The sequence below is a fragment of the Streptomyces sp. JL2001 genome (assembly GCF_050917515.1).
Lineage (GTDB): Bacteria > Actinomycetota > Actinomycetes > Streptomycetales > Streptomycetaceae > Streptomyces.
In genome coordinates this window covers 4,658,107-4,682,402 of the sequence record NZ_CP169421.1, presented here as the reverse complement: position 1 = coordinate 4,682,402, position 24,296 = coordinate 4,658,107, and the positions used below count along the sequence as shown (strand labels likewise).

The 24,296-nt window shown below is 73.0% G+C and carries 25 protein-coding genes; 12 read left to right on the top strand and 13 right to left on the bottom strand.

Annotated elements, in window-relative coordinates; genetic code table 11:
- Nucleotides 1-28: 28 nt before the first annotated feature.
- The 6 genes from ACE1OA_RS20920 to ACE1OA_RS20895 all read right to left on the bottom strand — a co-directional run bounded on the left by ACE1OA_RS20920 (nucleotide 29) and on the right by ACE1OA_RS20895 (nucleotide 5,313).
- A complete protein-coding gene (locus tag ACE1OA_RS20920) occupies nucleotides 29-1,384 on the bottom strand; it encodes a hypothetical protein (protein WP_432754084.1) in 1,356 nt (451 codons plus the stop codon).
- Between the two features lie 14 nt (nucleotides 1,385-1,398).
- On the bottom strand, nucleotides 1,399-2,532 hold the full coding sequence (locus ACE1OA_RS20915) for a hypothetical protein (RefSeq protein ID WP_356774624.1): 1,134 nt from the start codon (nucleotides 2,530-2,532) through the stop codon (nucleotides 1,399-1,401).
- Nucleotides 2,529-3,377, bottom strand: coding sequence for a COG1470 family protein (locus tag ACE1OA_RS20910; protein WP_386544559.1), 849 nt, complete (start codon nucleotides 3,375-3,377; stop codon nucleotides 2,529-2,531). Before ACE1OA_RS20910 ends, ACE1OA_RS20915 begins: the two co-directional genes overlap by 4 nt.
- Complete coding sequence (locus ACE1OA_RS20905) at nucleotides 3,377-4,060, bottom strand: peptidase (protein WP_356605886.1); 684 nt, start codon at nucleotides 4,058-4,060, stop codon at nucleotides 3,377-3,379. Before ACE1OA_RS20905 ends, ACE1OA_RS20910 begins: the two co-directional genes overlap by 1 nt.
- 317 nt (nucleotides 4,061-4,377) lie before the next feature.
- Nucleotides 4,378-4,854 (bottom strand): ATP-binding protein, encoded by a 477-nt coding sequence (locus ACE1OA_RS20900; RefSeq protein ID WP_356605884.1) that lies wholly within the window; start codon nucleotides 4,852-4,854, stop codon nucleotides 4,378-4,380.
- A 90-nt stretch (nucleotides 4,855-4,944) separates the two neighbouring features.
- Nucleotides 4,945-5,313 (bottom strand): STAS domain-containing protein, encoded by a 369-nt coding sequence (locus tag ACE1OA_RS20895; protein WP_147978267.1) that lies wholly within the window; start codon nucleotides 5,311-5,313, stop codon nucleotides 4,945-4,947.
- Nucleotides 5,314-5,525: 212 nt separating this feature from the next.
- Here ACE1OA_RS20895 and ACE1OA_RS20890 point away from each other — a divergent pair, with 212 nt between their 5' ends.
- Nucleotides 5,526-6,428 carry an RNA polymerase sigma factor SigF gene (locus tag ACE1OA_RS20890; RefSeq protein ID WP_432753202.1) on the top strand — a complete coding sequence of 301 codons (903 nt, stop codon included), beginning with the start codon at nucleotides 5,526-5,528 and terminating at the stop codon, nucleotides 6,426-6,428.
- A gap of 144 nt (nucleotides 6,429-6,572) precedes the next feature.
- On the opposite strand, the gene hutI is transcribed toward ACE1OA_RS20890, so the two are convergent.
- The 4 genes from hutI to hutU are packed head-to-tail and all read right to left on the bottom strand — an operon-like array spanning nucleotide 6,573 to nucleotide 12,041.
- On the bottom strand, nucleotides 6,573-7,817 hold the full coding sequence (gene hutI / locus ACE1OA_RS20885) for an imidazolonepropionase (RefSeq protein ID WP_386544561.1): 1,245 nt from the start codon (nucleotides 7,815-7,817) through the stop codon (nucleotides 6,573-6,575).
- A 17-nt stretch (nucleotides 7,818-7,834) separates the two neighbouring features.
- Nucleotides 7,835-9,178 carry a formimidoylglutamate deiminase gene (locus tag ACE1OA_RS20880; protein ID WP_356605878.1) on the bottom strand — a complete coding sequence of 448 codons (1,344 nt, stop codon included), beginning with the start codon at nucleotides 9,176-9,178 and terminating at the stop codon, nucleotides 7,835-7,837.
- Nucleotides 9,169-10,359 carry an allantoate amidohydrolase gene (locus ACE1OA_RS20875; RefSeq protein WP_432754083.1) on the bottom strand — a complete coding sequence of 397 codons (1,191 nt, stop codon included), beginning with the start codon at nucleotides 10,357-10,359 and terminating at the stop codon, nucleotides 9,169-9,171. The genes ACE1OA_RS20880 and ACE1OA_RS20875 overlap by 10 nt, the downstream gene beginning before the upstream one ends.
- Nucleotides 10,360-10,376: 17 nt before the next feature.
- On the bottom strand, nucleotides 10,377-12,041 hold the full coding sequence (gene hutU / locus ACE1OA_RS20870) for a urocanate hydratase (protein WP_356605876.1): 1,665 nt from the start codon (nucleotides 12,039-12,041) through the stop codon (nucleotides 10,377-10,379).
- 133 nt (nucleotides 12,042-12,174) lie between these two features.
- On the opposite strand from hutU, the gene ACE1OA_RS20865 reads away from it, so the two are divergent.
- From ACE1OA_RS20865 to ACE1OA_RS20840, 6 genes are all read left to right on the top strand, one after another.
- On the top strand, nucleotides 12,175-13,515 hold the full coding sequence (locus tag ACE1OA_RS20865; protein ID WP_432753201.1) for a diaminopimelate decarboxylase: 1,341 nt from the start codon (nucleotides 12,175-12,177) through the stop codon (nucleotides 13,513-13,515).
- A 41-nt stretch (nucleotides 13,516-13,556) separates the two neighbouring features.
- A complete protein-coding gene (locus ACE1OA_RS20860; RefSeq protein ID WP_356605872.1) occupies nucleotides 13,557-14,021 on the top strand; it encodes an SRPBCC family protein in 465 nt (154 codons plus the stop codon).
- Between the two features lie 203 nt (nucleotides 14,022-14,224).
- Nucleotides 14,225-14,632, top strand: coding sequence for a hypothetical protein (locus tag ACE1OA_RS20855; RefSeq protein ID WP_356605870.1), 408 nt, complete (start codon nucleotides 14,225-14,227; stop codon nucleotides 14,630-14,632).
- Entirely contained in the window at nucleotides 14,629-15,387 is a 759-nt protein-coding gene (locus tag ACE1OA_RS20850) for a transcriptional regulator (RefSeq protein ID WP_356605868.1), read from the top strand. Before ACE1OA_RS20855 ends, ACE1OA_RS20850 begins: the two co-directional genes overlap by 4 nt.
- A 41-nt stretch (nucleotides 15,388-15,428) precedes the next feature.
- Nucleotides 15,429-15,821, top strand: coding sequence for a roadblock/LC7 domain-containing protein (locus ACE1OA_RS20845; protein WP_384869332.1), 393 nt, complete (start codon nucleotides 15,429-15,431; stop codon nucleotides 15,819-15,821).
- A gap of 70 nt (nucleotides 15,822-15,891) precedes the next feature.
- On the top strand, nucleotides 15,892-16,263 hold the full coding sequence (locus tag ACE1OA_RS20840; RefSeq protein ID WP_147978276.1) for a hypothetical protein: 372 nt from the start codon (nucleotides 15,892-15,894) through the stop codon (nucleotides 16,261-16,263).
- Between the two features lie 16 nt (nucleotides 16,264-16,279).
- On the opposite strand, the gene ACE1OA_RS20835 is transcribed toward ACE1OA_RS20840, so the two are convergent.
- Complete coding sequence (locus tag ACE1OA_RS20835) at nucleotides 16,280-17,119, bottom strand: MurR/RpiR family transcriptional regulator (protein ID WP_356605865.1); 840 nt, start codon at nucleotides 17,117-17,119, stop codon at nucleotides 16,280-16,282.
- A gap of 120 nt (nucleotides 17,120-17,239) precedes the next feature.
- Here ACE1OA_RS20835 and ACE1OA_RS20830 point away from each other — a divergent pair, with 120 nt between their 5' ends.
- Nucleotides 17,240-17,665 carry a hypothetical protein gene (locus ACE1OA_RS20830; RefSeq protein WP_356605863.1) on the top strand — a complete coding sequence of 142 codons (426 nt, stop codon included), beginning with the start codon at nucleotides 17,240-17,242 and terminating at the stop codon, nucleotides 17,663-17,665.
- A gap of 285 nt (nucleotides 17,666-17,950) precedes the next feature.
- On the opposite strand, the gene ACE1OA_RS20825 is transcribed toward ACE1OA_RS20830, so the two are convergent.
- Nucleotides 17,951-19,348, bottom strand: coding sequence for a cystathionine beta-synthase (locus ACE1OA_RS20825; protein WP_356605862.1), 1,398 nt, complete (start codon nucleotides 19,346-19,348; stop codon nucleotides 17,951-17,953).
- A gap of 104 nt (nucleotides 19,349-19,452) precedes the next feature.
- On the opposite strand from ACE1OA_RS20825, the gene ACE1OA_RS20820 reads away from it, so the two are divergent.
- The 3 genes from ACE1OA_RS20820 (at nucleotide 19,453) to ACE1OA_RS20810 (ending at nucleotide 23,370) form a co-directional block, all read left to right on the top strand.
- Nucleotides 19,453-20,472 carry an SGNH/GDSL hydrolase family protein gene (locus ACE1OA_RS20820; protein ID WP_356605860.1) on the top strand — a complete coding sequence of 340 codons (1,020 nt, stop codon included), beginning with the start codon at nucleotides 19,453-19,455 and terminating at the stop codon, nucleotides 20,470-20,472.
- A gap of 184 nt (nucleotides 20,473-20,656) precedes the next feature.
- The gene (locus ACE1OA_RS20815) at nucleotides 20,657-21,877 is read left to right on the top strand and encodes an acetyl-CoA C-acetyltransferase (RefSeq protein ID WP_356774632.1); all 1,221 of its coding nucleotides are present in this window, start codon (nucleotides 20,657-20,659) and stop codon (nucleotides 21,875-21,877) included.
- 656 nt (nucleotides 21,878-22,533) lie between these two features.
- Nucleotides 22,534-23,370, top strand: a complete 837-nt coding sequence (locus tag ACE1OA_RS20810) for a hypothetical protein (RefSeq protein WP_356605856.1) — start codon at nucleotides 22,534-22,536, stop codon at nucleotides 23,368-23,370.
- 70 nt (nucleotides 23,371-23,440) lie between these two features.
- Here ACE1OA_RS20810 and ACE1OA_RS20805 read toward each other — a convergent pair whose 3' ends face one another.
- Nucleotides 23,441-23,770 (bottom strand): hypothetical protein, encoded by a 330-nt coding sequence (locus tag ACE1OA_RS20805; protein WP_356605854.1) that lies wholly within the window; start codon nucleotides 23,768-23,770, stop codon nucleotides 23,441-23,443.
- A gap of 100 nt (nucleotides 23,771-23,870) precedes the next feature.
- Between ACE1OA_RS20805 and ACE1OA_RS20800 the strand changes: the two genes are divergently transcribed.
- Nucleotides 23,871-24,101 (top strand): DUF4287 domain-containing protein, encoded by a 231-nt coding sequence (locus tag ACE1OA_RS20800; RefSeq protein ID WP_356605852.1) that lies wholly within the window; start codon nucleotides 23,871-23,873, stop codon nucleotides 24,099-24,101.
- The last annotated feature ends 195 nt before the right edge of the window (nucleotides 24,102-24,296 follow it).

Genomic DNA, 24,296 nt, shown 5'->3' with positions numbered 1-24,296 from the left:
GCGGCCCTCCGCCGTTCCGCGCCGGACGTCACCTCCGCAGGCGCGCCCACGGGGTGAAGGTGAACACCGCCCCGCCGAGCAGGATCACCGTGCCCGCGACCAGGGCGAGCGCGCGCAGGGCGCCCTCGTCCTCCGCGCCGGTGGCGGCGAGCCCTCCGGAGCTTCCGGCCGAGCCGGAGCCGCCGCCCGCGGCCGCGTCGCCGCCGCCGGCCGCACCGCCCTCCTGCTTGGACGTGTCGAGTTCGAGGGAGGCCTGGACGCTGCCCCTGACCTGGCAGGGGATCACGATCGGCGAACCGCCCAGCGACACGTTGATGGTCAGCGTGCCGGGGCTGAGCGTGGACTTGCCGCTCGCGCCCGGCTTGTACGTGCCCTTCATGTCCGGCAGGTCGACCGGCTTGCCCTGCTCCAGCGGGGTGGAGTTCGCCGGTCCCGTGACGGTGACGGTGCCGCTGTCGGCGCCACCGATCCTGACCGCCATCGAGGGCTTGAGCGCCCCGGCGGGGAGCGGGGCGGGGCTGTCCATGACGCCCTTGGCGGTCCTGACGGTCAGGTCGAAGCTCCCGCCGTTCTTCTTGGCGTCGATCGTCACCTTGGAGGTGATGCTCGCCGGCCCCGGCGACTGGCAGGCGAACTGGACCGCGACCTCCTTGCCCTTGAAGTCGGTCTGCCCCCCGCCCCCGCCGGAGGTGCCGCCGGCGGTCGACCCGCCACCGCTCGTCGTACCGCCGGACGAGGTGGTGCCACCGGAGGACGTCGTACCGCCGGAGGACGTCGTGCCGCCGGACGAGGTGGTGCCGCCCGAGGACGTCGTACCGCCGGAGGACGTCGTACCGCCGGACGAACCGCCGCCGCCGCCCGCCGAGACCTTGATCGTGGCACCGGCCGCCGGCGTCTCCTTCGGCGAGCACTTGGTGTCCGTCGACAGCGGTTTCGAGACGTTGATCGTGTACTTGTCCGGGGTCAGCGTGATCTCGCCCGCCTTCTCCAGCTTCAGCTTGCCCTTCATGTCCGGCAGGATCATCGGGCTGTTCTTCGGGATGGCCGGGTTCTGCCGCGGCCCCTCGACGGTCAGCGTGGCGCTCGCCGCGCCGCCCACCTTGATCGTCCCGGTGGGCTTGACCGTGTCCTTCTCCAGGTCGAGGACGTCGGGGTTCTTGGACGCGGCCTCGACGGTCTTCCAGACCACCTCGACCTCGTCGCCGACCTTCGCCTCCGCCGGCGCGGTGATCTGCACCTTGGTGGTGCCCTGCACCGGCGGAAGGCCGGAGATGGACGGCGGTATGCACTCGGTCCTGTACGAGACCTCGGCCGCCTGGGCGGGGCCGGCGGTCAGCAGGATCCCCGCGCCGCCGAGCATCAGCGCGACTCCCGCCGCGCTCATCCTCCGTTGCGTGCTCACGAATGTCCCTTCGTCGTCGGGCTGTTCTCTGACGGTGCGGAGTCCGGGGTGAACCACGGCAGGACCGTGGTGCTGTCGTCGTCCCCTGCGGGGACGGGGCGGGGAGCGCGCCGGGGGGTGCGGAGCCGGCGGTGTCCGGCGGCCGGGGCGGGCCGGGCGACGGGGCCGGCACGGGTCGGGCGCACCCGGTCCACCACCGCCATGCCGATCCGGAAGAGCGCCGCCGGGACGACCACGGCGAGCAGCACCCAGAACAGCGTCACGCCCCAGGGCCGGCCGACGCCCCAGGGCTGTTCGACCAGGACCTTGCCCGCGTACCGGACCGAGACCTGGTAGTCGCCGTGCGCGCCGGCGGTCAGTTCGACGGGCAGCCTGATCGTCGCCTTCCCGCCCGGCCGGATGGTGCCGCGCCACTGGCGTTCCTCGTACTGCGGCGAGAAGACGCCGTGGCTGGTGCCGACCTGGAAGACCGGGTCCTTGACCGGGGTCTGGCCGAGGTTGCCGAGGGTGAAGACGACCTCCCGCCCGGCGGGCGCGCCGAACCACACGAGGACGCCGCTGGATCCGTCGAGGCGGACCGAGGCGAGCACGGCGAGCCGGCCGTCTCCGGAAGCCTCCGGCAGCGGTGCGACCGGATGCCCGGCGACGGTGAACGTCACGTCCACGGCGTCCTGTTGGCCGGTGACGCCGGCCACGTGCACCACACAGGGGCAGGGCTTGGGAGGTTCGGCGACCGGCATCTTCCGGCTGAAGGCGCCCCTGGCGTCGACGGTGGCGGCCCGGCCGGCCGTGTTGGCACAGGAGTTGGTGCCGCCGATGACGCCCTTGCCCGGCGCGGACTGGCCGCAGATCAGCAGCATGAGCAGTGCCCCGGGCTTCCAGCCGGATCCGCTCACCGTGATCTCGCCGCCCGTGCCCCCCTCCGCCTGCGAGAGGGCGACGGTCGGGCCGGGGGCGGGTGCGGCACCGGCCCGGATGGCGGGCAGGAGACTCAGCACCAGCGCGGCGAGCAGCAGGCAGAAGGCCACGCCGGCCCGGGAGTCGGCCCGTGACCTGGCGACGGCTCCGCCGGGGAGGTACGCCCGGTCGCGCCCGTCGCGCCGTTCGCTTCCGTCGCGCTCGCCCCTCATCGGTTCGCTCCCGCCGTCGCCTCGGCCCGCGCGCGTTCCTCCACCGGGTCCCCGGGCGTCGGGCCCGGCCGGGCGCGGCGCCTTCGGGCCGCGTGGGCGGCCGCTCCGACCGCCGCGAGCAGTGCCGCCGTGCCGGTCGCCCACGCGGGTCCGGAGACGAAGACGGCCTCGGTCCGGGCGATCGCCTGCGGGGCGCCCGGGGCCGTGACGCTCAGCCGGACCGTGACGGAGTCGAGGGCCGGCCGATCGGGCCAGGGTTCGGTGCGGACGGAACGCTCGCCGGGGCGCAGGGTGACGGGCAGAGCGCGGGAGGGCCGGTCGAGGACGGTGCCGAGGACGCCGTCGGCGCGTACCGCGACGCGGGGCGTCAGGACCGTGTTGCCGCGGTTCACCAGGGTGTAGCGCAGCGTCCCCGAGCGGTCCGTCGTCACGTCCTCGACGGTGAGCGCCGCCAGGCTCGGCCCGCTCACCCGCAGATGCAACGGCACCCGGCTCTCCCGTCCGCCGGAGGTCGCGAGCAGGGTGCCCGTGTGCTCGCCGGGCGGGGTGGCGGCGGTCACGGTCACGGCGAAGGGCACGTCGGCACGGGTCCTGGCCGGCACGGTCACCGTCCGCACGGCGAAGGCGACGGGGGTGCCCCGGGCGCTCAGGCGCACCGTGAGCGGCCGCGCGCCCGGGTTCGTCACGGACAGGGTGTCCTGCAGGACGCTGCCGGCGGCGCCCTCCAGGTAGACGTACGGCCGCCCTTCGGCCGGTCCGGCGCTCCACTGCGGGGCCGGCGCCGCCGCGACCGCTCCCAGCAGCGTGGCGGCGGCGGCCCCGAGCCCGGCCCAGGCGCCCCGCATCAACGCGCCGGGCGCCGCGTGAGCCAGAGCACCCCGGCCGCGCCGGTGAGCAGCACGGTGCCGCCGAGGGTGCCGAGCGCCGTCGCGGAGTCGAGCGGGCCGGTCTTCGGCAGTTCCCCGCCGCCGGAGGACTGAGGAGCGCCGGACGAGCCGCCGGAGTCCGAGGAGGACCCGCCCGCGGCGGTGACCTGGAGTTCGAGGGCGGGCTTCGGGTTGTTCCTCGGGGTGCAGACGGCCGCGTCCATGCCGAGGGCGTGGACGGTGAGCACCCCTGCGGTGAAGGTGACCTTGCCGCTCTTCTTCGGCGTGTACGTGCCCGTCAGCTTCCCTATCCTGATCGGGGTGTCGGGCGGGATCGCCGCGGTGTTGGGCGTGCCCGTGACCTTCAGCGTCCCCTGTTCCGCGCCGCCGAGCCGGAGTTCCGCGCGCGGGGTCATGACGCCCTTCGGCAGCTCGACGGGACTGTCGGAGACGCCCTTCTCGAAGGACATCGTGACCGTGTAGCCGCTGCCGCTCCTGACGGCCGTGATGTCGACGGGCGAGACGGCGCCCTTGGGGCCGATCTTCGTCTCGCAGGCGTAGTCGACGTCGACGACGGCGGCCTGGGCGGCGGGGGCGGAGGCCAGCACCACCGAGCCCGCCGCCGCTGCCAGCGCGAAAGCTGTTCTCCTCCGGTACGGCACCTCAAGCACCCCTCACCGCAAAGTTACTGACGGTACATCAGATTGGGCGTCAAGGTACGCCTGGGGCGTTGCAGAGGGAAGACACGGGGACGGGCGAAGTGGACGCCGTCGGACCGTGCCCGCGCGGGGCACACGCCTGTCCGGGGCGGGAGCGGCCGATGGGGCCGGAAGGGGGTGCGGGGCGGGGTCGCCGCCGTCGGGGCACGCGAGGGCGCGCGGAAGGCGCCGGGGCGCGGGAGCGGTCGGACACGCGGTGCGTACCGCCGTCCGCGACGGGCGTCAGGCGGGTGCGACCCACCCTGACACCCCGACAGGAGTTACGCGGGAGAGGCGAGTTCGGCCCAGACGGTCTTTCCGGGGGCACCGGGGATGCGCTCGATGCCCCAGTCGAGGCAGAGCCGCTGCACGATGAACATGCCGTGTCCGCCCGGCCGTCCGGCACGGTGCGGGGCGCGGGGCGCGGGCTGGCCGGCGCCCCGGTCGGTGACCTCCAGGCGCAGCACCTTGTTCCTGCGCCGGACGCACAGCTCCTCGGGGCCCTCGGCGTGCAGGCAGGCGTTGGTGACCAGTTCGGAGACGACGAGCAGGACGTCCTCGGCGGCGGCCCGGGCCTCCGCGGTCGCGGCGGGGAGCCAGCCCCACGCGTAGAGGGCCGACCGCGTGAAGTCGCGGGCGAGTGGAACGGTGCCACTGGTCGCGCCGAGCGCGAGCGTCCGTACGTCGAGATCGGCGGCGACGCCCGACACCGGGCCCGCGACCTCCTCGACCTCCCTGCCCCCAGCAGCAGTGTCCATCAGCGCTTCACCTCACCGATTCATCCGATATCACCGGACAACTCACCCGACCCGGGCTCTTCTGCCCGGCTGTTTCCCGAAAACACCCGCTCAGCCGGGGAGCGCCGCGGCGAGCGAGTCGTGCACGGTGAAGACGACGTCCGCACCGGTGATCTCGAAGACCCGGGCGACGACGGGCCGCATGCCGGCCAGGTGGACGCCTCCCCCGGCGGCATCGGCCTTCAGCCGGGCACCGAGCAGCACGTTGAGCCCGGTGGAGTCGCAGAAGTCGAGCCGTGAGCAGTCGACCACGAGCCGTGAGCGGCCGGCGGCGAGAGCCCTTTCAAGTGGCATACGCAACAGTTCGGCGGTGTGGTGATCGAGCTCACCCACCGGGGTGAGCACTTCGCTCGCCCCCTCGGTTCGAACCTCGACCCGCAGCCGTCCCGGCTGCGTGCTGCCGACGCTCTGGCGGTCCATGCCCGTGCCTCTTCTCGCTGTCGCGGATGCCCGTTGACGTGCGTAGAACCATACAAGTTCGAGGCTCACTCCGGTAGCCGAACTCCACCACACATCCCTACAAATCGGACAATTGACACTTGCGACCGACCCTGCCGACCGGGTAGGGCTAGTAGCGGAACATTCGAGACGGCCGGCTTTGGAGGCGCCGCAAACCGCAGCGAGAAGGAACGATGGAGGAGACCATGTCACCCCGGCTCGACGCCCCGCGCACCCCCGACGCGCCGTCGGCAGCAACTTGGGCCCCCGCCCCCGGCCTTTCCGAGACCCTTCCCGAGGGTCTTCCCGAGATGCCCCCCTTCGACGAGGTCGGACCCGTCGACGCGCGGGCGCTCTCCAAGACGCTCTTCGCCCGCCTCGACGCGCTCGAGGAGGGCACGCACGAGTACGCGTACGTCCGCAACACCCTGGTCGAACTCAACCTGGCCCTGGTGAAGTTCGCCGCCTCCCGGTACCGCACCCGCAGCGAGCCGATGGAGGACATCATCCAGGTGGGCACGATCGGCCTCATCAAGGCGATCGACCGCTTCGAGCTCACCCGCGGCGTCGAGTTCCCCACCTTCGCGATGCCGACGATCGTCGGCGAGATCAAGCGCTTCTTCCGCGACACCTCGTGGTCCGTGCGCGTCCCGCGAAGGCTCCAGGAACTCCGCCTCGACCTCGCCAAGGCCGGTGACGAACTGGCCCAGAAGCTCGACCGCGCGCCCACCGTCGGCGAGCTCGCCGAGGAACTCGGCCGCAGCCGCGAGGAGATCGTCGAGGGCATGACGGCGGGCAACGCCTACACGGCGAGCTCGCTGGACGCCCAGGCCGAGGACGACGACGGCGAGGGCTCGCTCGCCGACCGCATCGGCTACGAGGACCACGGCATCGAGGGCATCGAGTACGTCGAGTCCCTCAAGCCGCTGATCGCCGCACTGCCCGCGCGCGAGCGGCGCATCCTCTCGCTCCGCTTCGTCGCCGGCCGGACCCAGTCGGAGATCGGCGAGGAGCTCGGCATCTCGCAGATGCACGTCTCGCGGCTCCTCAACCGCACCCTCGCCCGGCTGCGCAAGGGCCTGACGCTGGAGGAGTGACTCCCCCGGCGGCCCCGGGACAGGACCGTCCCGGGCGGCCGCCCGCCGAAGAGAGTCCCGCGGAAAGGGCCCGTTCTCCGGAACGGGCCCTTCCGCGTGTGCGGGCGTCACCCCGGGCGTCACCCCGGCCGTCGCGCGGCCCGGTCAGACCGCGCGGACCCCGCGGCGCCAGACCTGCTCCACCAGCGGCACGCCCGGCCGGTAGGCGAGGTGGACGTGCGAGGGCGCGTCCAGGACGGCCAGGTCGGCGTACGCGCCCGGTGTCAGCCGGCCGACGTCGGTGCGGCGGAGCGCCGCGGCGCCGCCTGCGGTGGCGGACCAGACGGCCTCGTCCGGCGTCATCCGCATGTCCCGGACCGCGAGCGCGATGCAGAACGGCACGGAGGACGTGAAGGACGAGCCGGGGTTGCAGTCCGTGGAGAGGGCCACCGTCGCGCCCGCGTCCAGCAGCCGGCGGGCGTCCGGCCACTCGGCGCGGGTGGAGAACTCGGCGCCGGGCAGCAGCGTGGCCACGGTCGCGGACTGCGCCAGCGCGTCGACGTCCGCGTCGGTCAGGTGCGTGCAGTGGTCGGCGCTCGCGGCGTCGAGCTCCACGGCGAGCTGCACGCCGGGGCCGTACGAGAGCTGGTTCGCGTGCACCCGCGGGTGCAGGCCCTTCGCCTTGCCGGCGGTCAGGATCGCGCGCGCCTGGTCGCCGTCGAAGGCGCCCTTCTCGCAGAAGACGTCGACCCAGCGGGCGTGCGGGGCGCAGGCGTCGAGCATCTCGCCGGTGACCAGGGCCACGTACCCGGCCGGGTCGTCGGCGTAGTCCGGCGAGACGATGTGGGCACCGAGGTAGGTCACCTCGTCGGTGTGGGCGGCGGCGATCCGCAGGGCGCGCGCCTCGTCCTCGACCGTGAGGCCGTAGCCGGACTTGGTCTCGAAGGTGGTCGTGCCCTGGCGCAGGGCCTCCGCCAGGTAGCGGGTGAGGTTGCGCTCCAGGTCCGCGTCCGAGGCCGCCCGGGTCGCGGCGACCGTCGTGCGGATGCCGCCCGCCGCGTACGCCTGGCCGGACATGCGGGCGTTGAACTCGGCCGTGCGGTCGCCCGCGAACACCAGGTGCGAGTGGGAGTCGACGAATCCGGGGATCACCGCCCGGCCGGCGGCGTCGACCCGGTTGTCAGTGGCGGGTGCTTTTCTGGATTCACCGACCCAGACGACACGGTCGCCTTCGATGACGACGGCCGCGTCCTGGATCAGACCCAGGGGCGTTCCATCACCGAGGGAGGGATCGTTGGTGACCAGACTCGCGATGTTGACGATGGCGGTGGCGGCCGTCGCCACGGTGCTCTTCGCACTGGTGGGGGCGGAGCTCGCCACCGGACTGTTCGTTGCCGCGGGGCCGTTCATGGTGAGGGGTGTCTCCTTCAGCCGCGCAGGGCGGCGATCGAGTCCGCGAGGGCCCGGGGCACGTCCGGCACGGACTGGTGCGCCCCGTCCCGTACGACGTGACGGCCGCCCACGATCGTGTGCCGGACGTCCGCTGCCGACGCTGCGAATACCGCCGTCTCGGCTGCCAGACGCGGCACCGGTCCCGCTGTCCTGACCGAGTCGAGGGCGATCGTCGTCAGGTCGGCGAGCGCGCCCTGCTCGATCCGGCCCGCGTCGGGCCGGCCGAGGGAGGCGTGACCGTCCTCGGTGGCCGCCGTCAGCAGGGCGGCGGCGGTCCAGTGCCCGCGGGTGCGCGAGCGCAGGCGCTCGTTCAGTTCCATGGCCCGCGCCTCCTCCAGGAGGTCGATGACCGCGTGGCTGTCGCTGCCCAGCGACAGCGGGGAGCCGGCCCGCTGGAGTGCGACGGCGGGGCCGATGCCGTCCGCGAGGTCCCGCTCCGTCGTCGGGCACATGCAGGTGCCGGTGGCCGACGAGCCGATCAGCGCGATGTCGGTGTCGGTGAGGTGGGTGTTGTGGACGCCGGTGGTCCGCGGGCCCAGCACGCCGTGGTCGGCGAGGAGCTGGGTCGGGGTCCGGCCGTGGGCCGCCAGGCAGGCGTCGTTCTCCGCGGTCTGCTCGGAGAGGTGGACGTGGAGCGGCGCGCCCCGCTCGGCGGCCCAGGAGGCGACCGTGGCGAGCTGGTCGGCCGGGACGGCCCGCACCGAGTGGACGGCCGCGCCGATCCGCACGTCGTCCCCGTCGCGGTCCTTCAGCAGGGACACCCGCTCGGCCCAGGCGTCCGCCGTCCCGTCGGAGAAGCGGAGCTGGTGCCGGTCGGGGGCGGCGCCGAAGCCGGAGGAGAGGTACGCCGTGTCGAGGAGGGTGATCCGGATGCCCGCCTCGGCCGCCGCCGCGATCAGTGCCTCGCCCATCGCGTTGGGGTCGGCGTACGGGGTGCCGCCGGGCGCGTGGTGGAGGTAGTGGAACTCGCCCACGGCCGTGATGCCGGCCAGCGCCATCTCGGCGTACACCGCCCGGGCGAGCGCGTGGTACGAGTCCGGGGTGAGCCGGGACGCGATCTTGTACATCACGTCGCGCCAGGTCCAGAAGGTTCCGGAGCCGACCTGGACCGTGCCGCGCAGGGCCCGGTGGAAGGCGTGGGAGTGCGCGTTGGCGAGGCCCGGGATCGTCAGGCCGCGCAGCGCGACCGCGCCCGGCGGGGGTGTTCCGACCCCCTTGCGCACGGCGCTGATCCGGCCGTCCGTCACGTCGAGGGCCACGCCCGGCTCGACGTTGGTGTCGAGCCAGGCGTACTCCGCCCAGTAGGTCGTCAGCTGCACGCCAGCCCTTCCAGTACGTCGGCGAGTGCGAGGACCCCGGCCACGCAGTCGTCCTCGGCCGCGGCCTCGGCCGGGGAGTGCGAGACGCCCGTGGGGTTCCGTACGAACAGCATGGCGGTCGGGATCGAGCCGGAGAGGATCCCGGCGTCGTGTCCCGCGCCCGTGCCGAGGACCGGGGTCCTTTCCCCCAGGATGCCCGCCAGCTCGTCCCGCAGGGCGTGGGCGAACTCGACGACCGGGGTGAAGGACTCCCGGACGACGGTGAGGTCGATGCCGTTCCGGGCGGCGTGGGCGCGGGAGGCGGTCTCGATGCCGGCGATCACCGTGTCGAGGGCGTCCTGGTCGGCCGCGCGGGCGTCGAGCCAGCCGCGGACGAGGGAGGGGATGGCGTTGACGCCGTTCGGCTCGACCGCGATCTTGCCGAACGTGGCCACCGCGCCCGCGAGTTCGGCCTCGCGCCGGGCGGCGAGGACGGTCTCGGCATAGCTGAGCATCGGGTCGCGGCGGTCGACCAGGCGGGTGGTGCCGGCGTGGTTGGCCTCACCGGCGAAGTCGTACCGCCAGCGGCCGTGCGGCCAGATCGCGGAGGCGATGCCGACGGGGTCGCCGGAGAGGTCCAGGGCCCGGCCCTGCTCGACGTGGAGCTCGACGAAGGCACCGATCCGGGCGAGCCGCTCGGGGTCGGCGCCGATCGTGTCGGGGTCGTACCCGGCGGCCTCCATGGCCTGCGGGAGGCTGATCCCGTCCGCGTCCCGCAGCTCGAACGCCTTGTCCTTGGTCAGCTGTCCGGCGGTGAGCCGGGAGCCGACGCAGGCGAGCCCGAACCGGGCGCCCTCCTCGTCACCGAAATTGGTGATCGCGAAGGGGCGGCTGAACCGGACGCCGCGGGAGCGCAGTTCGTCGAGCGCGGCGAAGGCGGACACGACGCCGAGGGGGCCGTCGTAGGCTCCGCCGTCGGGCACCGAGTCCAGGTGGGAGCCGGTGACGACGGCGTCACCGGCCTCCGGGTCGCCGAGCCAGGCCCACTGGTTGCCGTTGCGGTCGACCTCGTAGTTCAGCCGGCGGGCCTCCGCCTGCATGCGGAACCACAGCCGGCAGTCCTGGTCGGCGCCGGTCCAGGCGTAGCGGCGGTATCCGCCCGAGGCGTCGCTGCGGCCGAGGGGCCGCAGCGACCGCCACATGGCGTGGAAGGTCTCGCTCACGCAGAGCCGTCCTCGCGCATCGGCACGCGCACGCCCTTGTCGTCCGCGACCTCCTCCGCGATGTCGTAGCCCGCGTCGACGTGGCGGATGACGCCCATGCCGGGGTCGTTCGTCAGGACGCGGCGGATCTTCTCCCCGGCCAGGGGGGTGCCGTCGGCCACCGTGACCTGGCCCGCGTGGATGGAGCGGCCCATGCCGACGCCGCCGCCGTGGTGCAGGGAGACCCACGAGGCGCCGGAGGCGACGTTGACCATGGCGTTCAGCAGCGGCCAGTCGGCGATCGCGTCGGAGCCGTCGAGCATGGCCTCGGTCTCGCGGTACGGGGAGGCCACCGAACCGCAGTCGAGGTGGTCGCGGCCGATGGCCAGCGGCGCGGCGAGGGTGCCGTCGGCCACCATCTCGTTGAAGCGCTCGCCGGCCTTGTCGCGCTCGCCGTAGCCGAGCCAGCAGATGCGGGCCGGCAGGCCCTGGAAGTGGACGCGCTCGCCGGCCATCTTGATCCAGCGGTGCAGCGACTCGTTCTCCGGGAAGAGCTCCAGCATCGCCTTGTCGGTCTTGGCGATGTCCGAGGCCTCGCCCGACAGCGCGGCCCACCGGAACGGGCCCTTGCCCTCGCAGAACAGCGGGCGGATGTAGGCCGGGACGAAGCCGGGGAAGGCGAACGCGCGGTCGTAGCCGGCCAGCTGCGCCTCGCCGCGGATCGAGTTGCCGTAGTCGAAGACCTCGGAGCCGGCGTCCATGAAGCCGACCATGGCCTCCACGTGCTTCGCCATCGACTCGCGGGCGCGGGTGGTGAAGCCGGCCGGGTCCTTGGCGGCGGCGTCGGCCATGTCCTCGAAGGCCACGCCCACCGGGAGGTAGGAGAGCGGGTCGTGCGCCGAGGTCTGGTCGGTCACGATGTCGATCGGGGCGCCCTCGGCGAGCATCTGCGGCAGCAGCTCGGCCGCGTTGCCGAGGAGGCCGATGGAGAGCGGGCGGCGCGCGTCCCGGGCCTCGACCGCGAGCCGGAGGGCGTGGGCGAGGTCGTCGGCCTTCACGTCCAGGTAGCGGTGCTCGATGCGGCGCTCGATGGCGCGCGGGTCGACGTCGATGCAGATCGCGACGCCGTCGTTCATCGTGACGGCGAGCGGCTGGGCGCCGCCCATGCCGCCGAGGCCGGCGGTCAGGGTGATCGTGCCCGCGAGGGTGCCGCCGAATTTCTTCGCGGCGACGGCGGCGAAGGTCTCGTAGGTGCCCTGGAGGATGCCCTGGGTGCCGATGTAGATCCACGAACCGGCCGTCATCTGGCCGTACATGGTGAGACCGAGCTGCTCCAGGCGGCGGAACTCCTCCCAGTTCGCCCAGTCGCCGACCAGGTTGGAGTTGGCGATGAGCACACGCGGCGCCCACTCGTGCGTCTGCATGACGCCGACGGGACGGCCGGACTGGACGAGCATCGTCTCGTCCTGCTTCAGCGTCCGCAGCGTGCGCACCATCGCGTCGAAGGAGCGCCAGTCACGGGCGGCCTTGCCGGTGCCGCCGTAGACGACGAGCTTGTCGGGGTGCTCGGCGACCTCGGGGTCGAGGTTGTTCTGCAGCATCCGGAGGGCGGCCTCCTGCTGCCATCCCAGGGTGCTCAGTTCCGTACCGCGCGGGGCCCGTACGGGGCGGGGTCCTGACATCGGGAATGCCTCCTCCGGCACAACGACGAGACGATCACCGACCGTCTTGTGATGTAGATATTCACATCCTGGCCTGCTGAATACTTGTAGTCAACAGCTGCGGTGCACCCGGCCAGGTGATGGGATGGGGCTCATGGCTTCCGACCGTCGTGATCAGGCCGTCCGCGCGGCCGTCGTACAAGGTCTCCTCTCCCCCGCCGAACCCGTCGTCGCGCTCCTCGACACGGCCGGGATCCGCGCCTCCGCCGCCGCCCTCACCGACGCCTTCGCCGCCGTCACCGACGCGCCCGTGCTGCACGCCTTCGCCGTCAAGGCGGCCCCGCTCGTGCCCGTACTGCGCCTGCTGGACGCCTGCGGCCTCGGCGCCGAGGTCGCCAGCCCCGGCGAGCTCGCGCTGGCCCGCGCGGCCGGCGTCCCGCCGTCCCGCACCGTGCTCGACTCCCCCGCCAAGACCACCGGGGAGCTGCGCGAGGCCCTCGCCCTCGGGATCGCCGTGAACGCCGACAACCTCCAGGAACTGGCCAGGATCGACGCCCTCGTCGCCGCCGCGCCGACCGCGAGCCCCGTCGGAATACGGGTGAACCCGCAGGTGGGAGGCGGTTCGATCGGTGCGCTGTCGACGGCCACCGCCACCTCGAAGTTCGGTGTCGCACTCCGTGACGAAGGCGCCCGCGAGGCCGTCGTCCGCGCCTCCCTCGACCGGCCGTGGCTGAGCCGGCTGCACACCCACTCCGGCTCCCAGGGCATGCCGCTGGCCCTGATGGCCGAGGGCGTCGGCGCCGTCCACGCGCTGGCCGAGGAGATCAACGGCAGGGCCGGCCGGCGGCAGGTCGACACGATCGACATCGGCGGCGGCCTGCCGGTGAACTTCGCCTCGGACGAGGAGACGCCGACGTACGCCGAGTACGCACGGCTGCTCGCCGCCACCGTGCCGGGGCTGTTCGACGGGCGCTACGGCCTGGTGACCGAGTTCGGCCGCTCCCTGCTCGCCAAGCACGGCACGATCCTGGCCCGGGTCGAGTACACCAAGACGTCCGGATCCCGCCCCATCGCCGTCACCCACGCCGGGGTCCAGGTCGCCACCAGGACGGTCTACGACCCCGGGTCCTGGCCCCTGCGGGTCCTCGCGTACGACGCCGAGGGCCGGCCCCGCGCCGGCGAGGAGACCGTCCAGGACGTGGCCGGTCCCGCGTGCTTCGCCGGCGACCTGCTCGCCACCGGACGCGCCCTGCCGCTCCTCCGGCCGGACGACGTGGTCGCCGTCCCGGACACCGGCGCGTACTACTTCGCCCACCACTACGCCTACAACAGCCTGCCCCGGCCCGCCGTCCACGGCTTCACCGTCGCCGAGGCGGGCACGGCGGCGGACGCGGACGGCAAGGAGGTCGCCTTCACGACCGTGCGCCGGGCGCAGACGCTGCGGGAGATCGTCGCCGAGTCCGGCGGCGAGCGGCCGGACGCACTGCTGCCGTAGCAACGGGAGCGCTCGCCCCGCCCCGGTGGTTCGATGAAGCCATGACCACCAAGAGCGTCGTCGTCGAACGCCGGATCGAGGCCACTCCCGGACCCGTCTGGGAGGCGCTGACCGACCTGAAGGGCATGGATCGGGTCCTCAGCGGGGTGGACCGCGTCGAGGTGCTCACGGAGGGCGGCTTCGGGGTCGGCACCCGCTGGCGCGAGACCCGCACGATGTTCGGCAAGGAGGCCACGGAGGAGATGCACGTGACGGCCAGCGAGCCGCCCGACCGGTACGTCACGGAGGCGCACTCGCACGGCATGCACTACGTCACGGAGTTCACGCTCCGGCCCGCGGGGACGGGGGCCACGATGGTACGAATGACGTTCTCGGCGACTCCGGCCGGCGGAGCCGCGACCGGCCTGCTCGCCAGGCTGCTCGGCGGCCTAGGCGCCCGCGCGGTGCGCAGGGCGGTGGCCCAGGACCTGACGGACGTCGCGGCCGCCGTGGAGCGCCGCGGCTGACCGCCGTGTGAGGGCGCGTTCACGGCGCCCACCCCGGCGCGCGCGGGGGCGCACGGGCGAGTCCGCTCATGTGCGGAGCGCATTCAATCAGCCTGCGGCATGTTCCGATGGAAAATGCCAGAACTCCTCCCCACGGCAGGAACGTTGAGTAACGTCTCCGTCACTGCCGTACACCCGCACGCCGCATCGGGAGGGGAACCCGCGTGCCCGGAATCGATGAGTGCCTGCTGGAGGCGATGGCCCTGCCGGGCGCTCGCGGGGCCTCCCTGGTCGACTGGACCAGCGGCCTCGCACTCGGCACGGCGGGCGACTCACCGGTCGGAGACCACGAGACCACCGCCGCCGAGACCGCCGAACTGGCCCGCGCGGCAGCGGAGTACGACTCCTTCGCGAGCGGCGAGGACCCGCAGACGGCGGCCGAGTTACCCAAGGGCCCGCCGGTCGAGGACCTGATCGTCACCAGCCGCGGCGGCTACCACGTCCTGCGCTTCGTGGAGACGGCCTTCGACAGCAGCGTCTTCCTGCACCTGTGGCTCGACCGCGACGCGGGGAACCTGGCGCTGGCGCGGATACGGCTGCGCGACCTCGCCGAGAGACTGGTCCTCGGATGACCGTATCCCCGATGCTCGTGCGGCTGGCCGCGGAGCGCGCCACCGGAGCCCTGCTGCGCGACCACGGCACGCTCTACCTCATCGACGGCCGGGTGGTCCACGCGGAGAGCCCCGCGGCGCCCGGACTCGACGTCCTGCTGACGGCGGGCGGCCGGCTCCCCCGCGAAGGCTGGGACGAGGCCGTGGACCGGGCCGGGGCCCGCCGCGAGGTCGGCCGCTTCCTGGTCGACAGCGGCCGCCTGCACGGCGGCGAACTGGAGATCTGCCACCTCGGAGCCGTCTTCGACGCCGCCTTCTTCGCCCTGGCCCCCGGCAGCGGCCCGACCCGCTTCCGGTACGGCGTCGGCCACTGGTTCGGCTCGGTGCGGCCGGTCTCCACGGAGGCCATCGAGCGCGAGAGCGTGCGCCGCCGCGAACTGCTCGACCAGGTATGGCCGTACGCGTCCGTCGACGCCGCCCCGGTCCTGCCCCGCGCCGCGGCCCCCGGCCAGACGGTGAGCGCGCGCCAGCGCACCCTGCTGGCCGCCGCCGACGGCAGGCGGACCCCGGCGGACATCGCCCGGATGCTCGGCCGGCCCGCCTTCCACACCCTGCTGGACGTCCGGCGACTCGCAGCCGCCGGCCTCGTCGTGACCCCGCTGGACCCGTTACCGGCACCGCCGCCGACCCTGCCGTCCTGGGTCGGAGAGGTGGCGGCCGACCCGGACATCGCCCTGCTGCGCCGGCTCCGTGACGCCCTGGAGGCAAGTCTGTGATGAGGCGTGCCCTGCGCATGCGCGCCGAGAGGAGACAGTTGATGACCGCAGAAGCCGAGGTGCTCGGTGAGCTGAGACGGCTCCGTGCCCGCCTCCCCCAGCTCACCGGAGCCCTCGCGGCGAGCGCCGACGGCCTGGTGCTCGCCCAGGACACGGTCGACGGCGAGGCGGAGAGCGTGGCGGCGCTGACCGCGGCGGCCCTGGGCGTGGCGCTGCGGCTGACCGACTCCACCGGCCAGGGCGGCTTCCGCGAGCTCCTGGTGCGCGGCGAACACGGCTACGTCGCGACGTACGCGGCGGGCGGCTCGGCGGTCCTCACCCTGCTCGCGGAGCCACGCATCAACGTGGGGCGGCTCCACCTGGAGGCGCGCCGTTCCAGTGCCCGGATAGGGGAGCTCGTCGACGAGGCGCTGGAACGCAAGGACCTCCCCTGACCCCTGACAAGACCACTCCCCGGCAACACCTCACGGAAAACGAACACGAAAAGAAGGAAGTGCGACACTCATGGCGAACACCGAGACGTCCCTGAAGGAAGCCGCGTCGATCGAGGGCGCGATCGGCGCCGCCCTGGTCGACTACACCAGCGGCATGGCCCTCGGCACCATCGGCGGGGGCAAGGAACTCGACCTCAACGTCGCCGCGGCGGGCAACACCGACGTGGTCCGCGCCAAGGTCCGGACGATGGAGATGCTCGGTCTCAACGACGACATCGAGGACATCCTCATCACCCTCAACGGCCAGTACCACCTGATCCGGCTGCTCAAGGGGCGTGGCACCAACGGCCTGTTCCTCTACCTGGCGCTGAGCAAGGACCGGGCGAACCTCGCCATGGCCCGCCACCAGCTGAAGAAGATCGAGAACGAGCTGGAGGTCTGAGGCGGCGTCCGCGGGGTCACTCCACGAACAGGCCCCGCGCAGCCGCCTTGGTGTCGAACTCCTCCAGTCGCGCCTGCGCGTCCGGGAGTTCGTCGGCCATCGCCTCCAGCAGGACCCGGCCGAGCAGCATCGGGGCACAGGCCGTGTCGAAGGCGAGCCCGGTGCCGACGGCGGCAGGGATGAGCAGATCACTGTGCGCGGCCACGGGCGCGAAGGCCGACTCGGCGACCGTCACCACGGTCAGACCGGCCGCGCGCGCGTACTCCAGCGCCTCCACGACCTCTCTGGGATGGCGGGGCAGCGCGAAGCACATCAGGGCCGTCGCCCCGGCCCGCACCGCCGCGTCGACGCGGTCGGTGAGCATCGAGCCGCCCTCGTCGAGCAGCCGGACGTCGGGGTGGACCTTGGCGGCGAAGTACGCGAAGCCGCGCGCCTGCGAGGAGGCGGCGCGCAGCCCGAGCACGGGCAGCGGCCGGGAGGCGGCGAGCAGTCGTCCGGCGCGCTCCACGGGCGCGGGGTCGGCGAGCAGTCCGGCGAGATGGCGGAGGTTCTCGATCTCGGCCAGGACCGCCTGCTGGTACTCGTTGTACTCCGCGCGCTCCTCGGCCTTCTTCTCCTCCGGCGCGACCTCGCGCAGATGACGGCGCAGGGCGGGGTAGCCGTCGAACCCGAGGGCGACGGCGAAGCGGGTGACGGACGGCTGGCTGACGCCGGCCAGATCGGCCAGCTCGACGCTGGACAGGAAGGGTACGTCGGCGGCACGACGCACCATGCAGTGCGCGATCCGCCGCTGCGTCGGTGTCAGCCGATGCCCTTCGAAGAGCGCCTGCAGCCGTCCGGCCGGGCTGTCGCTCACACCGTCCCCCTTCGGTTTATTCACCTACCCCGAACTCTGCATGAGGATATGCAGCAGGGCAAGAAGAACCGGGGGATAGCCCCACTGACTCCGGTGCCGCCCGTCCGTACGGTGACGAGCATGGATTCCCGCGACCCCGCCCGCACCGAAGAGCTCAAGAACGAGCTGGACGCCACCCTGCACGCCCGCCGCGAGCTGGGGACCGAATACGAGACCGCGCTGATCGAGTCCTTCCTGGGCAAGGTCGAGCAGAGTCTGGACGCCACCATCGACCGCCGGGTGCGGCGCCGGCTGGCCGAGCAGCAGACCTCGGCGGCCCGGGGCGGCCGCTCGCCGGCCGCCGGCCGCGTCGAGGGCTTCGGCGAGCGCTACGGGTTCGGGATCGTCTCGCTCGTGCTGGCCGTCCCGCTCTCCGCGATCGCGGCGGCCCAGGCGGACCTGGAGGGCCTGATCGTGGCCTGGGTGGGCATCGTGGGGGTGAACGCCGTCCACGGTCTCCGGGACCGGCTCCCGGGCCGTCGCACGGACCGGGACGAGGACTTCTGACAGACGTGCCGCCCACCCCGCGGGGGGTGGGCGGCACGGTGGATTGCGCGGGGGCCGCCGCACCCCCATCGCTGGGGGGCGGGACGACGGCGGTCCCCGCGAGGGACACGAACCCGGGTCAGGGCCGGTCTCCGCGTCCGCGGCGTCGTCAGGAGGTCCGGGAGCCGCTCCGTTGTCCTTGACGCCGACATCCACCAATGTGCCGGACGCGTGTTAAGCGGGTGCTGCGGGTACGTGTCGCCCTCGTACCGGTTTCGCGAACACACCCGCGCGGGCCGCGTCGCGCTACTTCACGGTGTGCTTGACGCCACCGTTCGCGAGGAAGGCGAGCAGGTCCTGGCGGCTGACGACGCCCGTCGGCTTGCCCTCGACCAGCACGATCGCCGCGTCCGCCGCACCGAGCACGGACATCAGGTCGGCGACGGGCTCGCCGGAGCCGACCTGCGGCAGCGGCGCGCTCATGTGGCGCTCCAGCGGGTCCTCCAGGGAGGCGCGCTTGGTGAACAGCGCGTCGAGGAGCTCGCGCTCGACGACCGAGCCGACGACCTCGGCGGCCATGACGTCGGGGTGGCCCGCGCCCGGCTTGACGATGGGCATCTGGGAGACGCCGTACTCGCGCAGGACCTCGATGGCCTGGCCGACCGTCTCCTCCGGGTGCATGTGCACCAGGGAGGGCATGCCGCCGGACTTGTGCCGCAGGACGTCGGCGACGGTGGCGGACTCGGTGTCCTCCAGGAAGCCGTAGTCGGCCATCCACTCGTCGTTGAAGATCTTGGAGAGGTAGCCGCGGCCGGAGTCCGGCAGCAGCACCACCACGACGTCGTCGGGGCCGAGGTCCTTGGCGACCTCCAGCGCGGCCACGACCGCCATGCCGCAGGAGCCGCCCACGAGCAGGCCCTCCTCCTTGGCGAGGCGGCGGGTCATCTGGAAGGAGTCCTTGTCGGACACGGCGACGATGCGGTCCGTGACGGACGCGTCGTAGGCGGTGGGCCAGAAGTCCTCACCGACGCCCTCGACGAGGTACGGCCGGCCCGAGCCGCCCGAGTACACCGAGCCCTCGGGGTCGGCGCCGACGACCTCGACGCGGCCGCCGCTGGCCTCCTTCAGGTACTTGCCGGTGCCCGAGATCGTGCCGCCGGTACCGACACCCGCGACGAAGTGGGTGATCTTCCCGTCGGTCTGCTCCCACAGCTCGGGACCGGTGGTCTCGTAGTGCGAGCGCGGGTTGTTCGGGTTCGAGTACTGGTCGGGCTTCCAGGCGCCCGGGGTCTCCCGCACGAGGCGGTCCGACACGTTGTAGTACGAGTCGGGGTGCTCGGGGTCGACGGCCGTCGGGCAGACGACGACCTCGGCACCGTAGGCGCGGAGCACGTTGATCTTGTCCGTGGACACCTTGTCGGGGCACACGAAGATGCACTTGTAGCCCTTCTGCTGGGCCACGATGGCGAGGCCGACACCGGTGTTCCCGGACGTCGGCTCGACGATCGTGCCGCCGGGCTTGAGCGCGCCGCTCTCCTCGGCCGCCTCGATCATGCGGATGGCGATCCGGTCCTTGACCGAACCGCCGGGGTTGAAGTACTCGACCTTGGCCAGGACGGTTGCCTGAATGCCGGCCGTGACGCTGTTGAGCTTCACCAGCGGGGTGTTGCCGACGAGGCTGATCATCGAGTCGTGGAATTGCACCGTAATCTCCGGGGTCTCCGTAATGGTGCAGCCAGCGTATGCGTAGTCGGAGCGGGTTACGGGGCAGTTAGATCCTGAACGGCTTCAAGGAGGTGACTGCCCCCATGTCGAGGGCGAGGGTGGCACGGCGGATCGCGGCGGGCGCGGCATACGGCGGCGGCAGCATCGGGCTGCTCGGAGTGGCCGCCGTGGGCGTCCTGCTGGCCGAGGTCCAGTTGGCGAAGAGGTCGGTGGGAGGGGGGGTCGCACCGCTGCCTCCCGGGGCGGAAGGTCTCTACGGGCGCTCGTTCGGGTCCTCGGACCCCGCCTCCGCGCCGCTGCGGCTGGCCCTTCTGGGTGATTCGACGGCGGCGGGCCAGGGCGTCCGCCGGTCGGGGCAGACGCCGGGGGCGCTGCTGGCCTCGGGACTGGCCGCGGTCGCGGAGCGTCCGGTGGTCCTGCGGAACGTGGCGCTGCCGGGCGCGCGCTCGGACGACCTGGAGCGCCAGGTCTCCCTGCTGCTGGCGACTCCGGCGGGGCCGCCGGACGTGTGCGTGATCATGATCGGGGCGAACGACGTCACGCACCGGATGCCGGCGACGGAGTCGGTGCGGTGCCTGGCGACGGCGGTGCGGCGGCTGCGGACGGCGGGTGCGGAGGTCATCGTCGGCACCTGCCCGGATCTGGGCACCATCGAGCCGGTCTACCAGCCGCTGCGCTGGCTGGCGCGCCGGGTGTCGCGGCAGCTGGCGGCCGCGCAGACGATCGTGGTGGTGGAGCAGGGCGGCCGGACGGTCTCCCTGGGCGACCTGCTGGGGCCCGAGTTCGCGGCGAACCCGCGGGAGATGTTCGGGGTGGACAACTTCCACCCCTCGGCCGAGGGGTACGCGACGGCGTCGATGGCGATGCTCCCGACGCTGTGCGCGGCGCTGGGCGTGTGGCCGGACACGGACCGGCTGGAGCCGGACCGCCACGAGAACATGCTGCCGGTGGCGAAGGCCGCCGCGGAGGCCGCGCGGGAGGCGGGCACGGAGGTCACGGGCGCCCGGGCGCCGTGGGCCCTGCTCAAGCACCGCAGGCGGCGGCGCCTGCCCGAGGCGGCGCCCGAGCCGGCACCCTCGGAGGCGGACGCCCACCACCCGTGACGGGGCGCGCCCGCCGGAGGGGCGGCGGGGTCGGGCGGAGGGCCGCCCCCGCCCGACAAAGTGAGCGCTCGCTTAGAAAAGAGTCGGGCATCACACCGTCTGCACGGTGACCGAGGCGATACGTACAGGTAACTTCCCCTTCAGTCCTGCCAGAACCGCACCCCAGAACCCTCATGGAGCCGTGATGCCCGAAGCCGTCATCGTCTCGACCGCCCGCTCCCCCATCGGCCGGGCCTTCAAGGGCTCCCTGAAGGACCTGCGCCCCGACGACCTCACCGCGACCATCGTCCAGGCCGCCCTCGCCAAGGTCCCCGAGCTGGACCCGCGGGACATCGACGACCTGATGCTCGGCTGTGGTCTTCCCGGTGGCGAGCAGGGCAACAACCTGGGCCGCATCGTCGCCGTGCAGATGGGGATGGACCACCTGCCCGGCTGCACGGTCACCCGCTACTGCTCGTCGTCCCTGCAGACCTCCCGCATGGCGCTGCACGCCATCAAGGCGGGCGAGGGCGACGTCTTCATCTCGGCCGGTGTCGAGATGGTGTCGCGCTTCGTGAAGGGCAACTCCGACTCGCTGCCCGACACGCACAACCCGTACTTCGCGGAGGCGGAGGCCCGTACGGCCGCGGTCGCCGAGTCCGAGGGTTCGACCTGGCACGACCCGCGCGAGGACGGCATCGTCCCGGACGCGTACATCGCCATGGGCCAGACCGCGGAGAACCTGGCGCGCCTGAAGGGCATCAGCCGCCAGGAGATGGACGAGTTCGGCGTCCGGTCGCAGAACCTCGCCGAGCAGGCCATCAAGAACGGCTTCTGGGAGCGCGAGATCACCCCGGTGACGACGCCGGACGGCACGGTCGTCTCCGCGGACGACGGCCCGCGCGCCGGCGTCACCCTGGAGGGCGTCCAGGGCCTCAAGCCGGTCTTCCGCCCCGACGGTCTGGTGACGGCGGCGAACTGCTGCCCGCTGAACGACGGCGCCGCGGCGCTCGTGATCATGTCCGACACGAAGGCGCGTGAGCTCGGCCTGACGCCGCTCGCCCGCATCGTCTCGACCGGCGTCTCGGGCCTGTCCCCCGAGATCATGGGCCTCGGCCCGGTGGAGGCCTCCAAGCAGGCCCTCAAGCGCGCGGGTCTGACCATCGGCGACATCGACCTGGCCGAGATCAACGAGGCGTTCGCCGCGCAGGTGATCCCGTCGTACCAGGACCTGGGTCTGGACCTGGACAAGGTGAACGTGAACGGTGGCGCCATCGCCGTCGGCCACCCCTTCGGCATGACGGGTGCCCGCATCACCGGCACGCTGATCAACAGCCTGCAGTTCCACGACAAGCAGTTCGGCCTGGAGACGATGTGCGTGGGCGGCGGCCAGGGCATGGCGATGGTCATCGAGCGGCTGAGCTGAGCCGGAGCGGAGGGTAGGGGTCGCCCGAGGCACGAGGGCGGCACCTGCCCGCAGCGGTGGCGAAGCCCAGCGCGACCCGGCAGAACGAGCGGCTGAGCTGAGCCGGAGCGGAGGGTAGGGGCCGCCCGAGGCACGAGGGCGGCACCTGCCCGCAGCGGTGGCGAAGCCCAGCGCGACCCGGCAGAACGAGCGGCTGAGCTGAGCCGGAGCGGAGGGTAGGGGTCGCCCGAGGCACGAGGGCGGCACCTGCCCGCAGCGGTGGCGAAGCCCAGCGCGACCCGACAGAACGAGCGGCTGAGCTGAGCCGGAGCGGAGGGTAGGGGTCGCCCGAGGCACGAGGGCGGCACCTGCGCTCCGTTGTCGGGGGCGGTCGTGGGTGGTTCGGTGCGGTCGGGCACCGGCAGCGCTCCCATGGCCTGCCTGCGGGGATTCCAACCGCCCCGCGTCCCAGCCGTGACCGAATCTCCCCCAGGATGTGACCTACGTCCCGGGGGAGAGTCGTTTCTGCAGGTCACGGCCACATCGGGACTAAACACCGGGCACAAATACCTGTCCAATTCGTGACGTAATGCACTGACAGGAGGCACACCCTCAGGCCAAGCTGATGTAGGAAGTCGGGGGATCGACTCGGAATCGGGAGTACGTCAGTGAGCGCCATGTCTCTTGCCCTGCTGGTGACCACGGCCGCCGCCACGGCCGTGGGCGCCGCCGCCCTGCACGCTGCCCACGGTCTCCGTAAGCAGGTCGCCGCTCTGCGTAGCGAACTCGCCACCGCACACGGCGTTTCCGTGCCGCACGCCCGGCAGTCGCCCGCCGCCGAGATACGCGCCGCGGTCGCCGAGGCGCTGGCCGAGGAGCGGGAGCGGGAGCTCGCCGAGGCGCGCGCCTTCTGGGCCGCCCAGGAGGCCCGGGACTCCGCCGACGCCCCCTCGCTGCTCGGCGGCCTGTCGGGCTCCGGCGAGGACACCCCCTTCTTCGTGCCGCGTCAGGCCGACTTCGTGGGCCTGGAGGCGATGGCGCTGGAGGCGATGGAGGCCGAGGCCGCCGCGCTCGACGGGGTCGCCGCCGAGAGCGTCCTGGAGGAGTTCCCCGAGCTGACCGAGTACGCCGAGGACTCCCCGGAGCTCGCCGCCGCCCGCCGCCGGCACCCCTCGCACCCCGACTTCGTGCCGGTGCAGACACCCGTCGTGACCGACCACGAGCGCACGGTGGCCCGTCTCGAGGAGCTCGCCGACACGGCCACCGCGCTGACCGACGTCCGCCCCGGACCGCTCGGCACCCTCGACGTGTACGTCTTCGCCGACGGCACCACGCTCTGCATGACCCCCGGCCACCGCGAGACCGCCGAGCGCCTCGCCGAGGCCCTGCGCGCGGGCCACACCCCGGTCCTGCTGGGCGGTTCGGGCATCTCCGGCGCCTACGCCCTGACCTTCTCCTGTGGCGACACCGAGAACGTCTACATCCTGGCGGACCGGGTCATCGCCTCGCTCTGACCGGCGCGACGCACCGGCGCGACGCAGCGCGCGGCCGCCGCACACCGCGCCGCGCACTCCGGGCGGACGGTTACAGCCCCGCCCGGCGCTCCGCCTCACGGACCAGCCCCACGGCCTCGTCCCGTTCCCTCTCCCGGGAATCGGCCGGGGCCGTTCGCAGGATTTCGGCCAGATCGTGCCCGGCGACCACGAGTTGGTCCGCGACGGCGAAGACCCCCGCGTCCGGGATGACCCGGCGGGGGCCGTCCGGCTCCTCGATCCGTTGCGCGCGCAGCGCCAACTGCCTTGCCAGCTCCAGTCCTTCGGCGGCGGCGCCGCGTTGGAGGCGGCTCTGCGGGGCGGCCCGCAGGCGGTCGGCGAACCGCTCGACGACGGCGTTCAGTTCACTCGTATCAAGCACTCCGCGACCCTACGCGCCCTCCAGGGACTGTTGCCAACGGGCGAACGGTCAGGCACGGTGACGGGAAGGAGCACACGGCAACACGCGTCCGGAGGCGCCGATGTCCCACGCTTTCTCCGAAGAGACCCATCGCAACCTGCTCGCCCGCATCCCCCATTGCACCGGTCGTGAAGTCTCCGACTGGCTTCGCACCGTCGAGGAAGGCCCTTCTCTCGTCCGCTTCGAGGAGAAGGTCAGCTGGCTCCGGGGGGCACACGACCTCGCGTACGGCCACGCGAAGGCGATCGTCCACGAGTACGACCTTCGTCGAGCGGCCCGCCGGCTGCTCTGACCGGGAAGCCGCCGAAGCCGGCGGACACCCGCACCCCGTCCCCTTCAGGGCTCGAAGGCCCGCCCGGCAGCACCCCGGGCGGGCCTTCGGGCGTCCGGCCGCAGACCCGCTCACCCGCCGCCCCCGCGCCGCCCGCCCCCACCACCCTGGCAGCCGGCCCGCGCTCCCCCGCGCCCCGGTACGCCGAAGGGCCCG

Excerpts from the sequence above, each read along its gene's own strand:
- ACE1OA_RS20920 (WP_432754084.1), bottom strand. The coding sequence starts at position 1,384 with ATGAGCGCGGCGGGAGTCGCGCTGATGCTCGGCGGCGCGGGGATCCTG.
- ACE1OA_RS20915 (WP_356774624.1), bottom strand. The coding sequence starts at position 2,532 with ATGAGGGGCGAGCGCGACGGAAGCGAACGGCGCGACGGGCGCGACCGG.
- ACE1OA_RS20910 (WP_386544559.1), bottom strand. The coding sequence starts at position 3,377 with ATGCGGGGCGCCTGGGCCGGGCTCGGGGCCGCCGCCGCCACGCTGCTG.
- ACE1OA_RS20900 (WP_356605884.1), bottom strand. The coding sequence starts at position 4,854 with ATGGACACTGCTGCTGGGGGCAGGGAGGTCGAGGAGGTCGCGGGCCCG.
- ACE1OA_RS20895 (WP_147978267.1), bottom strand. The coding sequence starts at position 5,313 with ATGGACCGCCAGAGCGTCGGCAGCACGCAGCCGGGACGGCTGCGGGTC.
- ACE1OA_RS20890 (WP_432753202.1), top strand. The coding sequence starts at position 5,526 with ATGGAGGAGACCATGTCACCCCGGCTCGACGCCCCGCGCACCCCCGAC.
- hutI (WP_386544561.1), bottom strand. The coding sequence starts at position 7,817 with ATGAACGGCCCCGCGGCAACGAACAGTCCGGTGGCGAGCTCCGCCCCC.
- ACE1OA_RS20875 (WP_432754083.1), bottom strand. The coding sequence starts at position 10,359 with ATGTGGCGGTCGCTGCGGCCCCTCGGCCGCAGCGACGCCTCGGGCGGA.
- hutU (WP_356605876.1), bottom strand. The coding sequence starts at position 12,041 with ATGTCAGGACCCCGCCCCGTACGGGCCCCGCGCGGTACGGAACTGAGC.
- ACE1OA_RS20865 (WP_432753201.1), top strand. The coding sequence starts at position 12,175 with ATGGCTTCCGACCGTCGTGATCAGGCCGTCCGCGCGGCCGTCGTACAA.
- ACE1OA_RS20860 (WP_356605872.1), top strand. The coding sequence starts at position 13,557 with ATGACCACCAAGAGCGTCGTCGTCGAACGCCGGATCGAGGCCACTCCC.
- ACE1OA_RS20850 (WP_356605868.1), top strand. The coding sequence starts at position 14,629 with ATGACCGTATCCCCGATGCTCGTGCGGCTGGCCGCGGAGCGCGCCACC.
- ACE1OA_RS20845 (WP_384869332.1), top strand. The coding sequence starts at position 15,429 with ATGACCGCAGAAGCCGAGGTGCTCGGTGAGCTGAGACGGCTCCGTGCC.
- ACE1OA_RS20840 (WP_147978276.1), top strand. The coding sequence starts at position 15,892 with ATGGCGAACACCGAGACGTCCCTGAAGGAAGCCGCGTCGATCGAGGGC.
- ACE1OA_RS20830 (WP_356605863.1), top strand. The coding sequence starts at position 17,240 with ATGGATTCCCGCGACCCCGCCCGCACCGAAGAGCTCAAGAACGAGCTG.
- ACE1OA_RS20820 (WP_356605860.1), top strand. The coding sequence starts at position 19,453 with ATGTCGAGGGCGAGGGTGGCACGGCGGATCGCGGCGGGCGCGGCATAC.
- ACE1OA_RS20815 (WP_356774632.1), top strand. The coding sequence starts at position 20,657 with ATGCCCGAAGCCGTCATCGTCTCGACCGCCCGCTCCCCCATCGGCCGG.
- ACE1OA_RS20810 (WP_356605856.1), top strand. The coding sequence starts at position 22,534 with ATGTCTCTTGCCCTGCTGGTGACCACGGCCGCCGCCACGGCCGTGGGC.
- ACE1OA_RS20800 (WP_356605852.1), top strand. The coding sequence starts at position 23,871 with ATGTCCCACGCTTTCTCCGAAGAGACCCATCGCAACCTGCTCGCCCGC.